Annotated in this window: 14 protein-coding genes, 1 tRNA gene and 1 pseudogene; 10 read left to right on the plus strand and 6 right to left on the minus strand. The window is 72.3% G+C overall.

Translation table 11 applies throughout. From position 1 onward, the window contains the following. Window positions 1-127: 127 nt before the first annotated feature. The 4 genes from tmk to IF88_RS0109990 all read left to right on the plus strand — a co-directional run bounded on the left by tmk (window position 128) and on the right by IF88_RS0109990 (window position 6,975). Window positions 128-3,319 (plus strand): dTMP kinase, encoded by a 3,192-nt coding sequence (gene tmk / locus IF88_RS0109975; RefSeq protein ID WP_030709417.1) that lies wholly within the window; start codon window positions 128-130, stop codon window positions 3,317-3,319. A 71-nt stretch (window positions 3,320-3,390) separates the two neighbouring features. Then, a complete protein-coding gene (locus IF88_RS0109980) occupies window positions 3,391-4,602 on the plus strand; it encodes a DNA polymerase III subunit delta' (RefSeq protein WP_030709419.1) in 1,212 nt (403 codons plus the stop codon). A 269-nt stretch (window positions 4,603-4,871) separates the two neighbouring features. Beyond that, window positions 4,872-6,470 (plus strand): alpha/beta hydrolase, encoded by a 1,599-nt coding sequence (locus tag IF88_RS0109985; protein ID WP_030709424.1) that lies wholly within the window; start codon window positions 4,872-4,874, stop codon window positions 6,468-6,470. 58 nt (window positions 6,471-6,528) lie between these two features. Then, window positions 6,529-6,975 (plus strand): hypothetical protein, encoded by a 447-nt coding sequence (locus IF88_RS0109990; RefSeq protein WP_030709427.1) that lies wholly within the window; start codon window positions 6,529-6,531, stop codon window positions 6,973-6,975. Between the two features lie 106 nt (window positions 6,976-7,081). Here IF88_RS0109990 and IF88_RS47720 read toward each other — a convergent pair. Together IF88_RS47720 and IF88_RS47725 are read right to left on the minus strand one after the other, a co-directional pair. Beyond that, window positions 7,082-7,456 (minus strand): annotated as a pseudogene (locus tag IF88_RS47720) (MFS transporter); the annotation flags it as partial. Between the two features lie 273 nt (window positions 7,457-7,729). Next, window positions 7,730-8,020, minus strand: a complete 291-nt coding sequence (locus IF88_RS47725; RefSeq protein WP_234323472.1) for an MFS transporter — start codon at window positions 8,018-8,020, stop codon at window positions 7,730-7,732. A 186-nt stretch (window positions 8,021-8,206) separates the two neighbouring features. Here IF88_RS47725 and IF88_RS0110000 point away from each other — a divergent pair. Further along, window positions 8,207-8,280: transfer RNA gene (locus IF88_RS0110000), tRNA-Thr, on the plus strand. A gap of 306 nt (window positions 8,281-8,586) precedes the next feature. On the opposite strand, the gene IF88_RS0110005 is transcribed toward IF88_RS0110000, so the two are convergent. Next, window positions 8,587-8,817: a hypothetical protein gene (locus tag IF88_RS0110005; RefSeq protein WP_030709428.1), complete on the minus strand. Its 231-nt coding sequence runs from the start codon at window positions 8,815-8,817 to the stop codon at window positions 8,587-8,589. Between the two features lie 7 nt (window positions 8,818-8,824). Continuing rightward, window positions 8,825-9,289 carry a hypothetical protein gene (locus tag IF88_RS0110010; protein WP_030709431.1) on the minus strand — a complete coding sequence of 155 codons (465 nt, stop codon included), beginning with the start codon at window positions 9,287-9,289 and terminating at the stop codon, window positions 8,825-8,827. A 257-nt stretch (window positions 9,290-9,546) separates the two neighbouring features. Between IF88_RS0110010 and IF88_RS0110015 the strand changes: the two genes are divergently transcribed. Then, window positions 9,547-10,632, plus strand: a complete 1,086-nt coding sequence (locus IF88_RS0110015; protein WP_030709433.1) for an IS630 family transposase — start codon at window positions 9,547-9,549, stop codon at window positions 10,630-10,632. A gap of 218 nt (window positions 10,633-10,850) precedes the next feature. Here the strand turns inward: IF88_RS0110015 and IF88_RS0110025 are convergent, their stop codons facing one another. Both IF88_RS0110025 and IF88_RS0110030 read right to left on the minus strand, forming a co-directional pair. Further along, window positions 10,851-11,678, minus strand: a complete 828-nt coding sequence (locus IF88_RS0110025; RefSeq protein ID WP_051836678.1) for a hypothetical protein — start codon at window positions 11,676-11,678, stop codon at window positions 10,851-10,853. A 40-nt stretch (window positions 11,679-11,718) separates the two neighbouring features. Continuing rightward, window positions 11,719-13,191 (minus strand): PQQ-binding-like beta-propeller repeat protein, encoded by a 1,473-nt coding sequence (locus IF88_RS0110030; RefSeq protein ID WP_051836680.1) that lies wholly within the window; start codon window positions 13,189-13,191, stop codon window positions 11,719-11,721. Between the two features lie 306 nt (window positions 13,192-13,497). Between IF88_RS0110030 and IF88_RS0110035 the strand changes: the two genes are divergently transcribed. The 4 genes from IF88_RS0110035 to IF88_RS0110050 all read left to right on the plus strand — a co-directional run bounded on the left by IF88_RS0110035 (window position 13,498) and on the right by IF88_RS0110050 (window position 17,439). Continuing rightward, a complete protein-coding gene (locus tag IF88_RS0110035) occupies window positions 13,498-14,760 on the plus strand; it encodes a serine hydrolase domain-containing protein (protein ID WP_030709438.1) in 1,263 nt (420 codons plus the stop codon). 192 nt (window positions 14,761-14,952) lie between these two features. After that, window positions 14,953-15,474 (plus strand): GNAT family N-acetyltransferase, encoded by a 522-nt coding sequence (locus IF88_RS0110040; RefSeq protein ID WP_078892805.1) that lies wholly within the window; start codon window positions 14,953-14,955, stop codon window positions 15,472-15,474. Window positions 15,475-15,551: 77 nt separating this feature from the next. Then, the gene (locus IF88_RS0110045; RefSeq protein ID WP_030709441.1) at window positions 15,552-16,073 is read left to right on the plus strand and encodes a SigE family RNA polymerase sigma factor; all 522 of its coding nucleotides are present in this window, start codon (window positions 15,552-15,554) and stop codon (window positions 16,071-16,073) included. Window positions 16,074-16,170: 97 nt separating this feature from the next. Continuing rightward, window positions 16,171-17,439, plus strand: a complete 1,269-nt coding sequence (locus IF88_RS0110050; protein WP_030709442.1) for a hypothetical protein — start codon at window positions 16,171-16,173, stop codon at window positions 17,437-17,439. The last annotated feature ends 13 nt before the right edge of the window (window positions 17,440-17,452 follow it).

Consider the following 17,452-nt stretch of genomic DNA (forward strand, 5'->3'; position numbering starts at 1 on the left):
TTCAGCCCCGCCGGCGTTTGAGGCGCGGGGGCTCGGGGGCAGAGCCCCCGGAAGGTGGGTCCGGAGTCACACCCGGCCTCGTCCACAGGCTTCCGCACCCGCCAAGCGCAGCGGATAGGCTGGGCGGATGACGCGAGCCGAGCAGCCAACGGTCGTGACCGCCCCGGCGAACCCCACCTACGACGAAGCCCTAGCCGCGGATTCCCGCGAGCGTGCGGTGCGCGCACTGCTGCGCACTCCCAGGCTGCGCCGGCTGTGGAGCGCCCAGCTGGTGAGCGGCATCGGAGACGCCCTCGCCCTGCTGGTGCTGGTGCTGCTGGCCCTCCAGGCCGCGGCCACGGAAGGCGCCTTCGGCGGCGGATACCGCGGCGCGGCCCTCGCCGTCGCCGCCGTCTTCGGGGTGCGGATCCTCGCCACCCTGCTCTTCGGCGCAGTCCTCCTCGGCCCCTTCGCCGGACTCCTCGGCTCGGGCGGCAAGCTGGACCGCCGCTGGACGATGATCGGCGCCGACGGAGTCCGCATCGGCCTCTTCGTCGTCGCCCCGCTCTGGCTCGACTGGATCCCCGCCCACGCGCTCACCGCGCTGCTGGCCACCGTCTTCGTCTCCGGCGCCGCCGAGCGGCTGTGGACCCTCGCCAAGGAGAGCGCGGCGCCCGCCCTGCTGCCCGCGCCGCCCCCGGAGGGGGCGAGCGTACGGCCGCTCCCGGACCACCTGGACGCGCTGCGGCGGCTGACCCTGCGTACGGCTTTCGCGGCGCTCCCCGTCGCGGCGGCCGCGCTGCTCGCCGCGACCCTGGTGGGCAAGGCGCTCGGCCTCGGCGTGGACTGGTTCGCCGCGAACCAGGCCGCCCTCGGCTCGTACGTGGCCGCCGGACTGTTCGCCGCGTCGGTCTCACTGCTGCTCCCACTGGTGCTGCCCACCGGGGCGACCCCGCGCCCGCGTTCCCCGCTGGAGGGCCTGCGCGCCCCCAAGGCGGGCGACCGGCCCGACAAGGGCCGTACGGGCGCCGTCCCCCTGCTGGTCCTCAGCTGCGCCGCGGTCGCCGGAGCGGTGTCCTGCGCCGTGGCCGTGGCCGTCCTGCACGCCTTCGACCTGGGCGGCGGCCCGGCCGCCTTCGCGCTGTTCGTGCTCGCGCTGGTCGGTGGCACCGCCGTCGGAATCCGCGCCACCCAGGCCGGCAAGGTGCTGCCCGGCCTGTCCCGGCGCCGGCTGCTGGCCCTCGCCATAGCGGTGACCGGGCTCGCGCTGCTGCTGACCGGCCTCGTCCCGGACACCGCGACCGTGCTCTTCCTCTCGCTGCTGGCCGGCGTCGCCGCGGGCATCGCGGCCAACGCCGGCCACACACTGCTGGACCAGGAGACCGAGGAATTCCGCCGGGCCCGGGTCACCGAGCACCTCCAGGCGGTCGTACGGGTGGCCGTGGCGCTCGGCGCCGTCGGCGCCCCGGCGCTGGCCGCGGTGATCGGCCCGCACCGGCTGACCGGCGCCGAGGTCGTCTTCGCGCACGGCGGCGCCGCCTTCACCCTGATGCTGGTCGGCGCCCTGCTGCTGCCGGTGGCCGTGGTGGTGCTCACCAAGGCCGACGACCGCAGCGGCGTACCCCTGCGGCGCGACCTGCGCGAGGCGCTGCGCGGCGGGGAGCCGGTGCAGGCCGCGTCCGACACCGGGTTCTTCATCGCCCTGGAGGGCGGCGACGGCGCCGGCAAGTCCACCCAGGTCGAGGCGCTGGCCGCCTGGATACGGGACAAGGGCCACGAGGTCGTCGTGACCCGCGAGCCCGGGGCGACCCCCGTGGGCAAGCGGCTCCGCTCGATCCTGCTCGACGTGTCCTCCGCCGGACTCTCGAACCGCGCCGAGGCGCTGCTGTACGCCGCCGACCGCGCGGAACACGTGGACACCGTGGTGCGCCCGGCCCTGGAGCGCGGCGCGGTCGTCATCTCGGACCGCTACATCGACTCCTCGGTGGCCTACCAGGGCGCCGGCCGCGACCTCTCCCCGACGGAGATCGCACGGATCTCGCGCTGGGCGACCGACGGGCTCGTGCCGAACCTGACCGTCCTGCTCGACGTGTCGCCGGAGGCGGCGCGGGAGCGCTTCACGGAGGCGCCGGACCGGCTGGAGTCGGAGCCGGCGGAGTTCCACCAGCGGGTGCGGTCCGGGTTCCTGACGCTCGCCGCGTCCGACCCCGGGCGCTACCTGGTGGTCGACGCGGGCCAGGACCCGGACTCGGTGACCACCGTCGTACGGCACCGCCTGGACCGGATGCTCCCCCTCTCCGAGGCCGAGATTGCCGCCCAGGCGGAGGCCCGGCGCCTCGCCGAGGAGGAGGCCCGGCGCAAGGCCGAGGAAGAGGCGGCCCGCAAGGCCGAGGAAGCGCGGCTCCGGGCCGAGGAAGAGGCCCGGCTGGCCCGCGAGGCCGAGGAAGCACGGATCAAGGCGGAGGCCGAGGCCGCGCGCAAGGCCGCCGAGGAGCGGCAGCGCGCCGAGGAGGAGGCCCGGGCCCGGGCCGAGGCCGAGCGGCTGCGCGCGGAGGCCGAGGAGAAGGCCCGCGCGGCGGAGGCCGAGCGGCTGCGCCGGCAGGCCGAGGAAGAGGCACGGCTGCGGGCCGAGGCCGAGGAGCGGCGGCTGGAGAAGCAGCGGCGGGCCGAGGAGGCCCTGCTGAAGGCCGAGGAGGCACGCCGGCTGGTGGAGGCCGCGTCGGCCGAGGCGGCGGCGAAGGCCGCGGCCGCTGCGGCTTCGGCGGCGGCTCCCGCGCCCGCCCCCGCACCGGCTCCGGCTCCGGCGCCCGCTCCGGCTCCCAAGGTGCCCATGACGAAGGAGCCGCACCCGGACGACGCGGTGACGGTCGAGACCCCGGTGGTCAAGCGGGTCGTCCAGCCGGATGACGTCACCCAGACCGTCCCGGTGCCGAAGGTCGACAGGGCGTCCGCCGAGGAGACGGCCGTACTGCCCCCCGTTCGCCCGGTCGACGAGACGGCGGTGCTGCCGCCGGTCCGTCCGGCGGCCGCCCCGCAGGGCGGCGCAGGCGCAGGCGCAGGTACCGGTCGGGCCCGGTCCGCTTCGCGGCCTACGGCCCGGCGCCCCGAGGAGGACCCGGCCGACCGGGTGCCGTCGGGCATCTTCCGGGACTCGGCCAACGACCGGACGCGGGAGCTGCCCGTGCTCGGCGAGGACGGCCGGCCGCAGCGGCAGCGCCCGGACTGGGCCGAGGAGACCCCGCTGGACGATCTGCCGACGCTGGCGGACGAACTGCTGGGCCGCCACCGGGACGACGAGGACGGCGACGAGGGCGAACGAGGACCGCGCCGCCGCCGCTGACCTCGGCGGGACGGGATTGTCAGTGGCGCCCGCCACAATGGGTGCACGGAGAGTGAAAGGTGGTGGGCGGGATGCCCGTATGGGACGACCTGGTGGGACAGGAGCGGATCCAGACGCAGCTGGCCGCCGCCGCCCACGACGCCGACGCCCTGGTCACGGCCATCACGAACGGCACCGCCCCGCCCGCGGCGTCCAAGATGACCCACGCCTGGCTGTTCACCGGGCCGCCCGGAGCCGGGCGGGTCACCGCCGCCCGGGCCTTCGCGGCCGCCCTGCAGTGCACCAGCCCCGACCGCGCCCTCGGGGGTGAGCCCGGCTGCGGGTTCTGCGACGGGTGCCACACCACGATGGTCGGCACGCACGCGGACGTCTCCACCGTCGTCGCGGTCGGCAGCCAGATCCTCGTCGCCGACATGCGGGACACCGTCCGCAAGTCCTACACGTCCCCCGCCACGGGCCGTTGGCAGGTCATCCTGGTCGAGGACGCCGAGCGGCTGAACGAGAAGTCCGCCAACGCGGTGCTCAAGGCGGTGGAGGAGCCCGCGCCCCGTACGGTCTGGCTGCTGTGCTCGCCCTCCGTGGAGGACGTGCTGCCCACCATCCGCTCCCGATGCCGCCACCTCAACCTCAGCACCCCCTCGGTCGCCGCCGTCGCCGACATGCTCGTGCGGCGGGACGGCGTCGAGCCGTCGTTGGCCCTGGCCGCCGCCAGGGCCACGCAGGGGCACGTCGACCGTGCCCGTCGGCTGGCCACCGACGAGGAGGCCCGGGCGCGCAGGGCGACGGTCCTGAAGCTCCCGCTCCGGGTGGACGACGTCGGGGCCTGCCTCAAGGCCGCCCAAGAGCTGGTGGACGCCGCCGCCGAGGACGCCAAGCAGGTCGCGGAGGAGGTCGACACCAAGGAGACCGAGGAGCTGCGGGCCGCGCTCGGGGCCGGAGCGGGCGCCGGCAGCCGGATGCCGCGCGGCACGGCGGGCGTGATGAAGGAGCTGGAGGACCGGCAGAAGCGCCGCCGCACCAGGACCCAGCGCGACACCCTCGACCTCGCGCTGACCGACCTCACCGGTTTCTACCGGGACGTCCTGGCCCTGCAGCTCGGCTCGTCCGTGGCCATCGCCAACGAGGAGATACGGCACGACCTCGACCGGATCGCGCGGGCCTCGGGTCCCGAGCGGACCCTGCGCCGGATCGAGGCGATCATCGCCTGCCGGGAGGCCCTCGACCGCAACGTGGCTCCCCTCCTCGCGGTCGAGGCGATGACGATGTCCCTGCGCGCGGGCTGACCGCTGTCGGGCCGCTGTCGGGCCGCCGTCGGGTCACCGCTGGGCCGCCGCCGGGCCGCTGTCGGGCCGCCGCTGGGCTGCCGTCCTTCCGCTGCCCGGCCGTCGCCCCGGGTCCACACCCGGTTGACGGACTCACCCGTATGGGCGGACCGACCGCCGCGGCCGGGACGGGCCCGGTCCGTGCGGCGCCGGGCGGGGGCCACGGAAGGCCGCAGCCGTCCGCCGCAGAAGAGCCTCCCGGCCTCCTCCGGCAGCCGTACGCTCCGGGGATGGACACCAGCCGCCTGCTGCGTACGACAGGGACCGTGATCGCAGCCGCCGGGCTGCTGCTCTCCGGGTGCGCCTCGGGCGGTCTGGACGCCACCCGCGCCGCCGCGGGCGGATCGGACGCCCCGCACGCCGACGAGTCCTCCGGGGCGGCGTCCGGCAAGCGGTCGGCCCGGCCGGCACCCGACGCGGCCGAGCTGCGCCCGTACTACGAGCAGAAGCTGACCTGGCGCCAATGCGGTGTCCCCGGATTCCAGTGCTCCACGATGAAGGCCCCCCTGGACTACGCGAACCCCCGCTCCGGCCAGGACGTCGACATCGCGGTGGCGCGCCGTGTGGCCACCGGTCCCGGCAAGCGGCTCGGCTCGCTCGTGGTCAACCCGGGCGGCCCGGGCGGCTCGGGCATCGGCTACCTGCAGGCGTACGCGGGCATCGGCTACCCCGCGCCGGTCCGCGCCCGGTACGACATGGTCTCGTTCGACCCGCGCGGGGTGGACCGCAGCAGCCCCGTCGAGTGCCTGACCGGCCCGGCCATGGACGCGTACACGCAGGTGGACCAGACGCCGGACGACCAGGCCGAGCGGGCCGCGCTGGTGGCCGCCTTCAAGAAGTTCGCGGCCGGCTGCCACGAGCGCTCGCAGCGGGTGCTGCCGCACGTCTCCACCGTCGATGCCGCCCGCGACATGGACCTGCTGCGCGCCGTGCTCGGCGACAAGAAGCTCAACTACGTCGGGGCCTCGTACGGCACCTTCCTCGGGGCGACGTACGCGGACCTGTTCCCGGACCGCGTCGGCCGGCTGGTCCTGGACGGTGCGATGGATCCCTCCCGGTCCGCGATCGACCTGAACCGGGATCAGACGGCCGGGTTCGAGACGGCCTTCACCTCCTTCGCCACGGACTGCGCGAAGCAGCCCGACTGCCCGCTCGGCAAGGGCGACCCGGACGCCGTGGCGGCGCGCCTGAAGGAGTTCTTCCGCAAGGTCGACGCCCAGCCGGTGCCCAGCGGGGACGCGAACCGCCCGCTCGGCGAGTCCCTCGCCACGACCGGGGTGATCGCGGCGCTGTACGACGAGAGCGCCTGGCCGCAGCTGCGCGAGGCGCTCACGTCGGCGATGAACGGCGACGGATCGGGCCTGCTGAGCCTGGCCGACAGCTACTACGAGCGCGACGCGGACGGCAAGTACGCCAACCTGATGTTCGCGAACGCCGCCGTGAACTGCCTCGACCAGCCCCCGGCCTTCCAGGACCCGGCCGCGGTCGATGCCGCGCTGCCCTCCTTCGAGAAGGCCTCCCCGGTCTTCGGCGCGGGTCTGGCCTGGGCCTCGCTCAACTGCGCGTACTGGCCGGTGGCGGCCACGGGCAGGGCGGAGAAGCTGACCGCGAAGGGCGCCCCGCCGATCGTGGTAGTGGGCACCACGCGGGACCCGGCGACCCCGTACAAGTGGGCGCAGGCGCTGGCCGGCCAGCTCGATTCGGGCACCCTCCTCACCTATGACGGCGACGGCCACACGGCGTACGGGCGCGGCAGCGACTGCATCGACACCGCGATCAACCGCTACCTGCTGGAGGGCAAGGCGCCGGCGGACGGCAAGAAGTGCTGAGGCCGCCGCCCCGGTAATGGACTTGCCCGTGCCGGGCCGTGGACGGTGAAATCCGGCCATGAGCAGAATGGCGCAGGTCCTCGTGCTGGCCCGGTACGAGGACGAGGTGATGGAGCCGCTGACGCGGTACGACGAGTCGCGCGGCTGGCGCGGCCGGTTCGAGCGGATACCCGGCTGGTTCGTCGGCGGGTGGTTCCTGGAGTTCTACCGGGAGAGCCAGCGCACCGGGATCCTGAAGGACCTGGAGGCACTGCCGTGGAACTCGCCCGAGTGCGTGCAGGTCATGCTCCACGACGAGGAGGACGACTGCTTCGGGCTGTGGATGTTCCGTGAGGGGCGGCTGGTGGAGGTGCCGCTTCCGGGCACGGAGCGCTTCCACAAGCCGGCCCCGGCCACCACGGAGTACGCACCGAGCCCCGGCTTCCTGTGGCGTACGGACGTCGGGCACACCTGGCTGCCCGAGCAGACCCCGAAGGAACTGCGGGACCCGCGTCCGGCCTGGTAGGGACCGCCCCGCCGATCGACTCCGCAGCCTGGGCCGGCGCACCGGCCGTCCGTGCGGCGTAAGCGGCCGCGTGGACGGACCCGAGGAGCGCGACGCCGAGGCCCACGCCGAGCTCGTACGAGGTCTCGGACACGGCCCCGGCCTGCCCGGCCCGCTCCGCAGGGGCCGCCGAGACGAGCACCGAGGCGGCGGTGGTGACGGCGAGGCCGTCGCTGAAGCCGAGGGTGACCAGGAAGACGGCGCCGTAGGCGTACGAGGTCGGCTGCGGGGCCAGGGCCGGCAAGGTGAACCCGGCCACCAGCCCGGCCAGGCCGATCGCCATGCAGGCCCGTACGCCGATTCGGTGCATCAGCGTCGGAGTCAGGAGGGAGCTGCCGAGCATGGCGAGGGCGGTGGGAAGGGTGCGCAGGCCGGCTTCGAAGGGGGAGTAGCCGTGGACGTACTGGAGCCACAGCGAGACCAGGAACCCCGAACCGGTCACCGACGGCGGCGGTGAAGGGCCGGTTCCGGAAGAGCCGTACGTCGAGGAGCGGATCCCCCAGCCGCAGCTGGCGGCGGGTGAACCAGGCGAGCAGCCCGATCCCGACCGCCAGGACCAGCAGGTCCGCCGCCGCGGGGCGGCCCTTCGCCCCGTGCTTGATGCCCCAGGCGAGGGCGACGATGCCGGTGACGGAGAGCGCGGCGCTGAGCACGTCGAGGGCGTGCTGGCCGGGGTCCTTGAACTCGGGGAGCAGCCACAGGCCGGCGACGACGGTCACGACCACCCGGCGGTCGCGGCGGGCACGGAGGCCACGCCGAAGAGCACGAAGCCGATCAGGAACAGCTTCCGCCGCCCGAACCGGTCACCGACGGCGGCGGTGGTGACGAGCAGCCCGCCGAGGACCAGCCCGTAGATGTCGATGATCCACAGCTGCTGCACGCCGCTGGGCCGCAGGTCGTCGATGAGGGAGGGGAGCGCGACGTTCAGGATGGTGGCGTCCATCGCGACGAGCAGCAGGCTGGCACACAGCACGGCGAGCATCTTCCAACGCCCGGCAAGGGCCACGGGACATCTCATCCCTTCGTGGGACGCACGGCAGACGATGCCCCGAATGCGGCGCATCCGTCCCAGTATGTGAGCTCCGCCTCACCCCCGCAGAACCCGGTTCAGGGCACACGTCGACACCCTGTAGACTTGGCGCCGCTGCTGATGAGCGCCCCTCTCCGAGGGAATACTTGTCTGACCAGCGGTGCCGCCTTAGCTCAGTTGGCCAGAGCAACGCACTCGTAATGCGTAGGTCTCGGGTTCGAATCCCGAAGGCGGCTCTGTAAAACCCCCAGGACTCACTCGCCGTGACCTGGGGGTTTTGCTATTTCCGGCTGAGCAAGCCCCCTCCGTCGTGATGACGGAGGGGGCTCTTGCGTGACCGCGTGGGCTGGATACAGGCGACCGACCGAGAACATCGTCAGTGCTGCCCCAACGGCACGCAGCGCCAACTGCCGTTTCCGGGTCGGCTCCGGGAGTTCGAGCCAGTGGGCCGAGCGGGGACGGACGGGCCGTGCTCTCCATGTCGGCGGCCTGGTGCGTGGTCGGCCCCGTGCTTCGAGATTTCCCGGACGCTCAGTGGGTCTCTACCTGAGGGCGGTGTGCTTCCTCGTGATGTGAGACTGCCACGCCCAGCGGGTGAGCCCGCCGATGGCCAGGGAGGCGACGATGGCGCCCCAGTCGATGACGTGGGGGAGGCCGGGGAAGAAGGCCAGGAAGGCGAAGGTAGCGGCGGTGCCGATAAGGAAGGCGGCGATGCCGGCGCGTCGGCGCTTGGCTTCCCAGGCGGGGTCTTCGGGCGTGGGCTGGGTGGTCATGCGCGGCTCACTTCGTGATGTGGTGGCACTGGCTGACCCGGCGCACGCCATTGATGTTGAGGTGTGCGCATGCCTTGCCGTAGCGGGGCAGTGTCTGTGGCTTGTTGTCGCGCAACGGGTGGATCTCACACTCGGTGTGCGTCTTGCCGGGCGAAGTGCGGTAGATCTTGTTGTTGGTGTCCGCGTAGGTGAAGTCGATGCGCCAGTTGCAGAAGCCTGCGTTGAGGGCTCCGACGAAACCGCAGTCGACGCCGGCGTTCTGGTAGGTGATCTTCTTTCCGTCGCCGCGGATGACGTGGGTGAACATGCAGCCTGTGGGAACGGTCATGGTGATACCTCCGACTTGGTAGTCGAAGCTGGCGACGGGCGTTGAGCCGATGGCGCCGGCGTGCGCCTCGGCGGCAGGTAAGACGGCCAGCATGGCCGTCGTGGCGAGCGTGGCAATGATCCGGGCGACTGCGAGCTTCCCCACGGGTGTCCCTTCTGGCGGAGTGTGTCTGCCGATCGGAACTCCTCTTGTCGGCTCGGAGGTTCTGCCCAGGGGGGTAGTCCACTGCGAAGAGTGATCAGCAGATTGGCATGCTGACCACCCGTAACCACCGTCCTGGAACGCCACGAGTCCTGCTAGTGATCTGGTTTGGAGGTCTGGGCTCGCCTCGTGAGTCGTGTTCTGTTTCAGATCTTGGGGTTCGCCTGACGTGACCGGCTTGCGGCCGGTGTCCTGGACGGATGGGTGATACCAGGCTGGCGCCGGTCGTGCTGTCGGATGCCGAGCGGTCGACGTTGGAGAACTGGGCCAGGCGGCGTTCGATCGCGCAGGGCCTGGCCCAGCGTGCTCAGATCGTGCTGGCATGCGCGCGGGGATGGAACAACACGATGGTGGCCGCGCGGCTGGGAATCGAGCGCAAGACAGCGGCGAGATGGCGGACCCGGTTCCTGCGGGAGCGGCTGGGCGGGCTCGCCGACGAGCCCCGGCCCGGCGTGCCACGGACCATTACCGACGCCCAAGTGGAAGAAGTGGTGGTCCGCACCCTCGAGGAGACGCCCGCGGGCGGGACGCACTGGTCGAAGCGGGAGCTGGCCAAGGTGGTGGGGATCTCGCCGGCGAGCGTGCTGCGGATCTGGCACGCCTTCGGCCTTCAGCCGTGGCGAACCGAGACCTTCAAGATCTCCCCGGACCCGTTCCTGATCGACAAGGTGCGTGACGTCGTCGGCCTCTACCTCGCCCCGGCGGCCAACGCGGCTGTGTTCGCGGTGGACGAGAAACCGCAGATCCAGGCCCTTGAGCGGACCGCACCGGTGCTGCCGATGCTGCCCGGGGTGCCCGAGCGGCGGAGTTTCGACTACGTCAGGCACGGCACTGTCGATCTGTTCGCCGCTTTGAACACCGCGACGGGCAAGGTGATCACGAAGCTGTCCGCGCAGCACCGGGCAGTGGACTTCCGTGACTTCCTCGATGAGATCGACCGCCAGACCGATCCCGGTCTGGCGGTCCACGTGATCTGCGACAACCTCTCCGCCCACAAAGCGCCGATGGTGCACACGTGGCTGCTCGCGCATCCCCGTTTCCAGCTGCACTTCACACCTACGTACTCGTCGTGGATCAACCAGGTCGAGCGGTGGTTTGCCGAGCTGGAACGGCGCTGCCTCGCACGCGGCGTGTTCTGCTCCCTCGACGACCTCAAGGCCGCACTCGAGAACTGGATCAAGGTCTGGAACGACGAGGCCCGACCCTTCAAGTGGACCAAAACCGCCGACCAGATCCTCGACCGCATCTGCCGATACTGCGACAGGATCTGTAAACCAGATCACTAGGCAGGTGTGGGCCCGCGACCGTTCTGCCGATCTGGCTCCGCCGCCGGATGCCCTCGGCCCGGCGCCGTGTTCGGTGCGGTTCGTCAGCAGTCTTGCCATGGCCAATGGTGAGGAGGAGCCGTGGGTGCTGCCGGCCGAAGGGGGTGATCAGGAGGTCGTCGCCGAGTTGAGGCGGCACCTGGCCTCCGTTGATGCCGGGTAGCAGGTATCGGGCTGGGTTAGGGGGTGGGGGTGGCCGTGGGGGTGGTGGGGGTGAGGCGGACCGTGCTGAGGATGCGCATGATCAGGGAGTCGGGGATGGCGCCGGGGACGCCGGTGCGGCCGTAGAAGTCCCAGGCCGCGAAGGCGCCCTCGGCGTTCTTGAAGGCGAAGACGATCGACTGGCCGTCGCCGGCGCAGCGGTTGGGTTGTTTGGCGCCCTCGGAGTGGGCTTTGACGTAGGTGCCCTTGAGGCCGTACTTCGTCGTGTACTCCACGGGCTTGTCCCACTTCACGACGCTCTTGTCGGGCTGGGTGTAGGCGGCGTAGACCCAGGTCGGGGCGTTCTTCTCGGCGACCTCGGTGGTGTCCTTGGCGCCTTCGGCCCCCTTGGTGCCGACGCTGCCGAGCGGGAAGTCGGAGACCGAGCCGTCGCCGTTGGCGTCGATGCTGCACCACTCGGACTTGTAGAAGGCGGGCGCCGTGTGTCCGATGAGGATCTTGTCCGGGTCGTTGTCGTCCCCGTGGCCGCTGAAGACGTCGGGCGAGAGGACCTCCCAGTCCGGCGGGACGTCGAACGAGGTGCCGTACTTGGGGTTGACCACGGTCTTCCAGCCCGCGATGAGCGGCTTGGACGGGTCCGGGGGGCCGTCCGGCTCGTCCCTGGCCATGATGACGGCGGTCACGGCGGCGATGGCACCGACGGCCATCAGTGCCGTGAGCGCCATCATGAGCCGGTTGGCGCGCTTGCGCGGGGGTTCCGGGGGGTGCGTGGGCTGTGGGGGCTGTGGGAGGGGCGGCTGGTACAGGGCGCCCGGCTCGTTCGGCTGTTGGTACGGGTTCTGCACGTGCCCCTCCTGGGGTGCGGGACTGCGGGACTGCGGGAAGCTACTTGCCGAACGAGAGGATCGCGCGGCTCTTCTTCTTGGGCTCCGGGCCGTAGACCCAGCCGTTGAGGAGGAACAGCCGTCCGCCCGCCCAGGTGGTGCGGACGCTGTGGGAGAAGAAGACGCTCGCCGCTCCGGCGGACACGGCCGGGCTCTGCAGGACGGGCTGCGAGGCGCCGTCCGCCGGTGCCAGCGAGACGACCGAGCCCGCCGCGCCGCTGCCGGGGGAGACGTACACGAGGACCCTGCCCTCCTCGATCGCCAGCGGCCACATGGTGCGGTTCTTGGGCTGCTCCGCGGTGCGCCACCGCTCCTTGCCCGTGTTCAGGTCGACGGCGACGACCTGGTTGGTGTCCTCGGTGTCGAGGGTGGTGGCGGGCTTGCCCGCGCCGATGTAGAGGGTGTCGGCGTCGGCCACGGAGGCGTAGCACTCCTGGAACCGGCCCGCGTTGCCGAAGCCGTTGCACCGGCCGCTGACCCCGAACCCGGGGGCGCTCTGCGAGCGGACCTTGCCGTCGGCCGCGAACGCCGTGATGTTCCAGGTCTTGCGGTCCTCGTGGTGCGCGGCGACCACCAGCGGGTCCACGGAGAGCACCCGGCCGACGGTCCAGCCCTTGTCGTACTTGTAGGCCCACTTGGAAGCACCCGTGGCCGGATCCAGCTCCTCGACCATCGACTGCCCGCGCGCGGTGGCGTCCTTCGGGTCGAAGCAGTTGCGTATGCCGATCAGTCGGGATCCCCCGGCGAACCCGGACGGGGTGCAGCCGTCCGTCTTCGACGTGCCGAAGAGCTTCCTGCCGTCGGTGACCGAGAAGCCGCTCATGACCGCCGACCGGGCGAGGGCCACGGTGTCGCCGCTGATCGCGATCTCGAACTCCGTCGAGGAGTCGTACGCGTTCTCCGCCGGTACGGCTATCTTCCATCCGGCCTTGCCCGTGGCGAGGTCGATCAGCTGGAGGTGCGTGCAGTGCGAGCTGTCCGAGCCGCTCTCCTTCAGCCCGACGACCAACTTGCCGTCCGCGGTCGGAGTCGGCGGAACCGCGCACAGCCGGGTCGGGAGCGGGATCTTCCACTTGTCCTGGCCGTCGGCCGCCCCGTAGGCGGTGAACTCGGTGGCGATCGCCTTGACCACCACGTCGCCCACCCGCCACGGGCCGTACTGGGAGGTCCCCGAGCCGGCGACCTCGATCTCGTTGTCGCGCAGCCAGACCTTGGCCTCACCGGGTTTGATGCCGGCGTTGGGGTCGTAGGTGTCGGGGCCGACGCCGGGGCCCTTGCCGTCGCCCTTGTCGATCGAGGGCGAGGACGAGGGCTCGGCCCGGGACGGCTCGCCGCGACCGCCGCCGACCGTGAGGTACACGCCGCCGCCGACGGTGAGCAGGACGGCCACGGCCAGTGCCGTCAGGACGGCCGGCCGGCCCTTGAACCGGCCGCCGCGCCCGCCGCCTCCCGCGGGGCCGCCGGGCGCCGGCACCGGCTGGTGCTGTGGTTGGGGCTGTGGCTGTGGCTGTGATGGTGCCGGGAACCGTGGCTGCGCCGGTGGCTGTGGCTGTGCCTCCGCGGGCGGCTGAGGCTGCGGCTGCGCTTCGAACGGTTCGGGCGGGGGTCCGAAGCCGCCGCGCCACTGCTCATCGCTCATGGGGAGAGTGTGGCCGGTACAAGACCCTTTCCAGAAGAGATTTCTAGACTACTTCGCCGTGCGCCTTCGGGTCGCCCGGCCGGGGCCGCAGGGCTACGTTGGACTGAGTGGGCTCCTGTCCTGGCGTGCGAGGAGGCGAGTATGACTACGCATCGGCGCAGGTCAGCAGCCGTGGCCGCAGTAGCGGCCGGCCTCTTGACGCTACCCGTCGCGGCCGGCGCCGGACCGGCGGCGGCGTACGCGCGGGGCACGGCGGCATACGCGCGGGACGCGGCGGCGCCCGCCCAGGCGGCGACGGTCCCGGTTCCGTCGCCCACGCCCGTCTCCGGCGAGTTCCCGCGGCTGACCCCTGCCGTGGCCCGGCAGTTGGACGACGCGGTCCGCATGGTCATGGCCGAGGCGAAGGTGCCCGGGGTGATCGTGGCCCTGTCGGCGCCGGGCAAGGGCGAGTACGTACGGGCCTTCGGCGTTGCCGACAAGGCGACGGGCGCGCCGATGACCCCCGGCCTGAACATGCGGATCGGCAGCGAGACGAAGACCTTCACCGTGACCGCCCTGCTGGAGCTGGTGGACGACGGCAAGGCCGGACTGGACGACCCGATCGGCAAGTACGTCGCGGGGGTCCCGAACGGCGACCGGATCACCCTGCGCCAGCTGGCCGAGATGCGGAGCGGACTCTTCAACTACTCCGCGGACGAAGGTTTCTTCAAGGCGCTGACCAGTGATCCCCGGCGCCCCTTCACCCCGCAGGAACTGCTCGCGTACTCCTTCAAGCACCCGGTGCTCTTCGAGCCGGGCGCGAAGTTCTACTACGACAACACCAACCTGATCCTGCTCGGACTGGTGGTGGAGAAGGTCAGCGGGATCCCCCTCGCCGACTACATCGACCGGGAGGTCGTCAAACCCGCCGGGCTGAAGCACACGCTGTTCCCCACGGGCGCGGAGTTCCCCGAACCGCACGCCCACGGCTACACGGACCAGACGGCCACCGGCAAGACCGAGGACGCCACCGACTGGAACCCGTCCTGGGGATGGGCGGCCGGCGCGATGATCTCCGACCTCACCGACCTGCGGAGCTGGGCGAAGACTCTGGCGACAGGGACCCTGCTGACCCCTGCCACCCAGGCCGAGCGGCTGAAGGTGATCGACGCGCTCCCGGGCACCGGCTACGGCCTGGGCATCTTCAACGTCCAGGGCTGGATCGGGCACAACGGATCACTGCCCGGCTACGAGTCGCTAACCGTGTACCTGCCGCAGGCGCAGGCCACGCTGGTCGTGCTGCTCAACACCGACACCGCGTACCAGGGCAGCGAGCCCAGCACGCTGTTCGGCCGGGCGATCACCGAGATCGTGACCCCCGAGCACGTCTTCACCCTGCCCGCCCAGCCCGTCACCGGGCACTGAACGGGCCTCCTCGCGGCCGAACGGGCCTCCTCGCGGCCGAACGGCCTCCTCGCGGCCGAACGGCCTCCTCGCGGCCGAACGGGCCTCCCCGCGACCGAACCGGCCTCCCCGCGACCGCTGGTGCGGATCCGCGCCGTCCGTGCACCATGGTCGCGGCGCGCGAGACACCCTCCAGGGAGATGTGAGACGTACATGAGCGGTCAGGCAGCAACAGAACAGGACACCCAGCCCCCGCAGGGGGAGGACGAGGCAGCGGGCGCGGGCGCGGTGGCCGTCCGGGCCGCCGGCGAGGCGGACGTCGACACGGCGGCCGCGCTGTTCCGCGGCTACCTCGACTTCTACGAGGTGGACGTCGAAGACCCGGACGGCCCGCGGGACTTCCTCGCCGAGCGGATCGCGAAGGACGAGTCGCTCGTCCTGCTCGCCGAGGTCCCGGGGCTCGGCACGGTCGGCTTCGCGCAGGTCTACCGCGCCTTCTCGTCCCTCTCCCTGAGCACCGCGTGGGTGCTCAACGACCTCTACGTCGCCCCCGCCGGCCGCCGCACCGGCGCCGGCCGGGCCCTGTTGCGCGAGGTGCTGCGCCGGGCCCGCGAGGCGGGGGTGTCCGGCGTACAGCTGGAGACCGCGTACGACAACACGGTCGCGCAGGGGCTGTACGAGGCGGAGGGGTTCGTCCGTGAGGAGTTCCACGTGTACTTCCACGACCTGGGCTGACCGACTCCGGCCGCGGGATGAAACATTCCCGCACGGTCGCCGCGTCAATGGGGTGGGACGGACGCGAGGGGGAACGAATGCGGCACGGTCGCAGAGACGGGTTCCGTGAGTTCGCGGCGGGCCGCTCGGGCCATCTGTACCGGTCGGCATGTCTGCTGGCGAGCGGGGACACCCATCTCGCGGAGGACCTGGTGCAGGAGACCCTGGGCCGGATGTACCTGCACTGGGGACGGATCTCCCGTATCGACAATCCGGCGGCCTACGCGCAGACGGTGCTGGTACGGGCCTTCCTCACGCACCAGCGCCGCCGGTCGGCGGGAGAGCGCCCGGTCGGGGAGTTCCCCTACTCGGGTGCGCCGGCCGCCGCGGCCGGCGGCGCCGATCCGGAGCTGCGGCTGACGCTGCTGGAGGCGCTGGGGCGGCTGGCTCCCAAGGACCGGGCGGTGCTGGTGCTGCGGTACTGGGAGGACCGCAGCGTCGAGGAGACCGCGGACGCGATGAACGCCAGCTCGGCGGCGGTCCGTACCCGGACCTCGCGGGCGCTGGCGCGGCTGCGGGAGCAACTGGGCGGGAGCCTCACCGCGTTCGCGGACCTCTGAGGGTGCCGGTCCGGCCGGGCGCGGCCGGACCGGGTCCCCGGGTCCCGTTCCCTTCTCTTTCCTCACCCCATCCTTGAAACGGAAGGTCTACTTCCTCATGCCCTTCGAAGATGAACTCGGCGTGGCCCTCCGGCGTGCGGGGGACGGTTTCACGGCCGACCGGGACGCCCTCGCGGAAGCCGGCGAGCAGCGCGGCCGACAGCTGGTGGCGGTGCGCCGCCGGGCCGCCGTGGCCGGCGGATCGGCGGTGGCCCTGGCCCTGATCGCGGCGGCGGGCGCCTACTCCGGCGGCCTGCTCGACGGCAACGGAGGCGACACCTCGGTGTACGTCGCGGCGCCGCCGACCCCGACAGGCGACGGCAAGGGGCCGCGGGCCGGCTCCGGCGGCGTCACGGCCGAGCAGATGATCGCGAACCTGCGGGCGCTCCTGCCCGGCGGGCAATTGACCGGGCCGGTCGGGCGGGGGACCGACGACCAGGTGCCGACGGCCTCCGGCGTGTACGACGACGGGAAGGGCAAGGCGGCCGTCAGCCTCAGCCTCAGCCGGGTGGACCCGTACGGGAGCCAGGCCCGCGCGGGGATCGAGTGCGGGGACAAGAACCTGGAGCAGTACGACTACTGCCGGACCGAGCAGTTGGCGGACGGTTCGACGGTGATGCTCCACAAGGGGTACGAGTACACGGACCGGCGGGAGGACACCAAGGTCTGGCGGGCCGTGCGCGTGACCCCGCAGGGCTTCATGGTCGAGGCGAACGAGTGGAACGCCCCCGCCGAGAAGGGCGCGGCCGTCTCCCGGAGCAACCCGCCGCTGCCCATCGACCAGTTGAAGTCCCTGGTCACCTCGGAGCTGTGGTACCCGGCGCTGAAGGACCTGCCGGCGGCCGAACCGGAGGCGCAGGCGGAGTCGGAGGCCGGGACGGGGTCGCCGACCGCGCTGCGGGACCGGCAGGCCGTGGAGGCGCTGGAAGACCTGCTGGCCGGGCTGGGGATCAAGATCCCGGTCGCCTCCAGGGGCGGGGAGGGCCGTTACGGCTACGTCGTGTTCGACGACGGCAAGGGCAAGTCCCTGCTCCAGCTCAACGTGAGCGAGAACCAGGACTCCGGCCACTCCGGCTTCACGGGCCCCAACCTGCCCCCGCTGCCGGACGGCACCCTGGTGCGGGTCACGCAGGGCCCCGGCGAGAAGGGCGAGGGCGTGACCGAGTGGAAGGTGGACACGATCCGCACGGACGGGCTGCGGGTGACGGTCTCCGCCTTCAACACCGCCGACCAGAACGGCACGGCCACCCGCGCGGAGCCCGCGCTGACGCTGGACCGGCTCAAGGAGCTCGCGCTCGCCCCGGGGTGGAACCGGGCCCGGAACTAGGCCCTGTCCGGCC

The organism is Streptomyces sp. NRRL F-2580 (genome assembly GCF_000720115.1).
GTDB lineage: Bacteria > Actinomycetota > Actinomycetes > Streptomycetales > Streptomycetaceae > Streptomyces.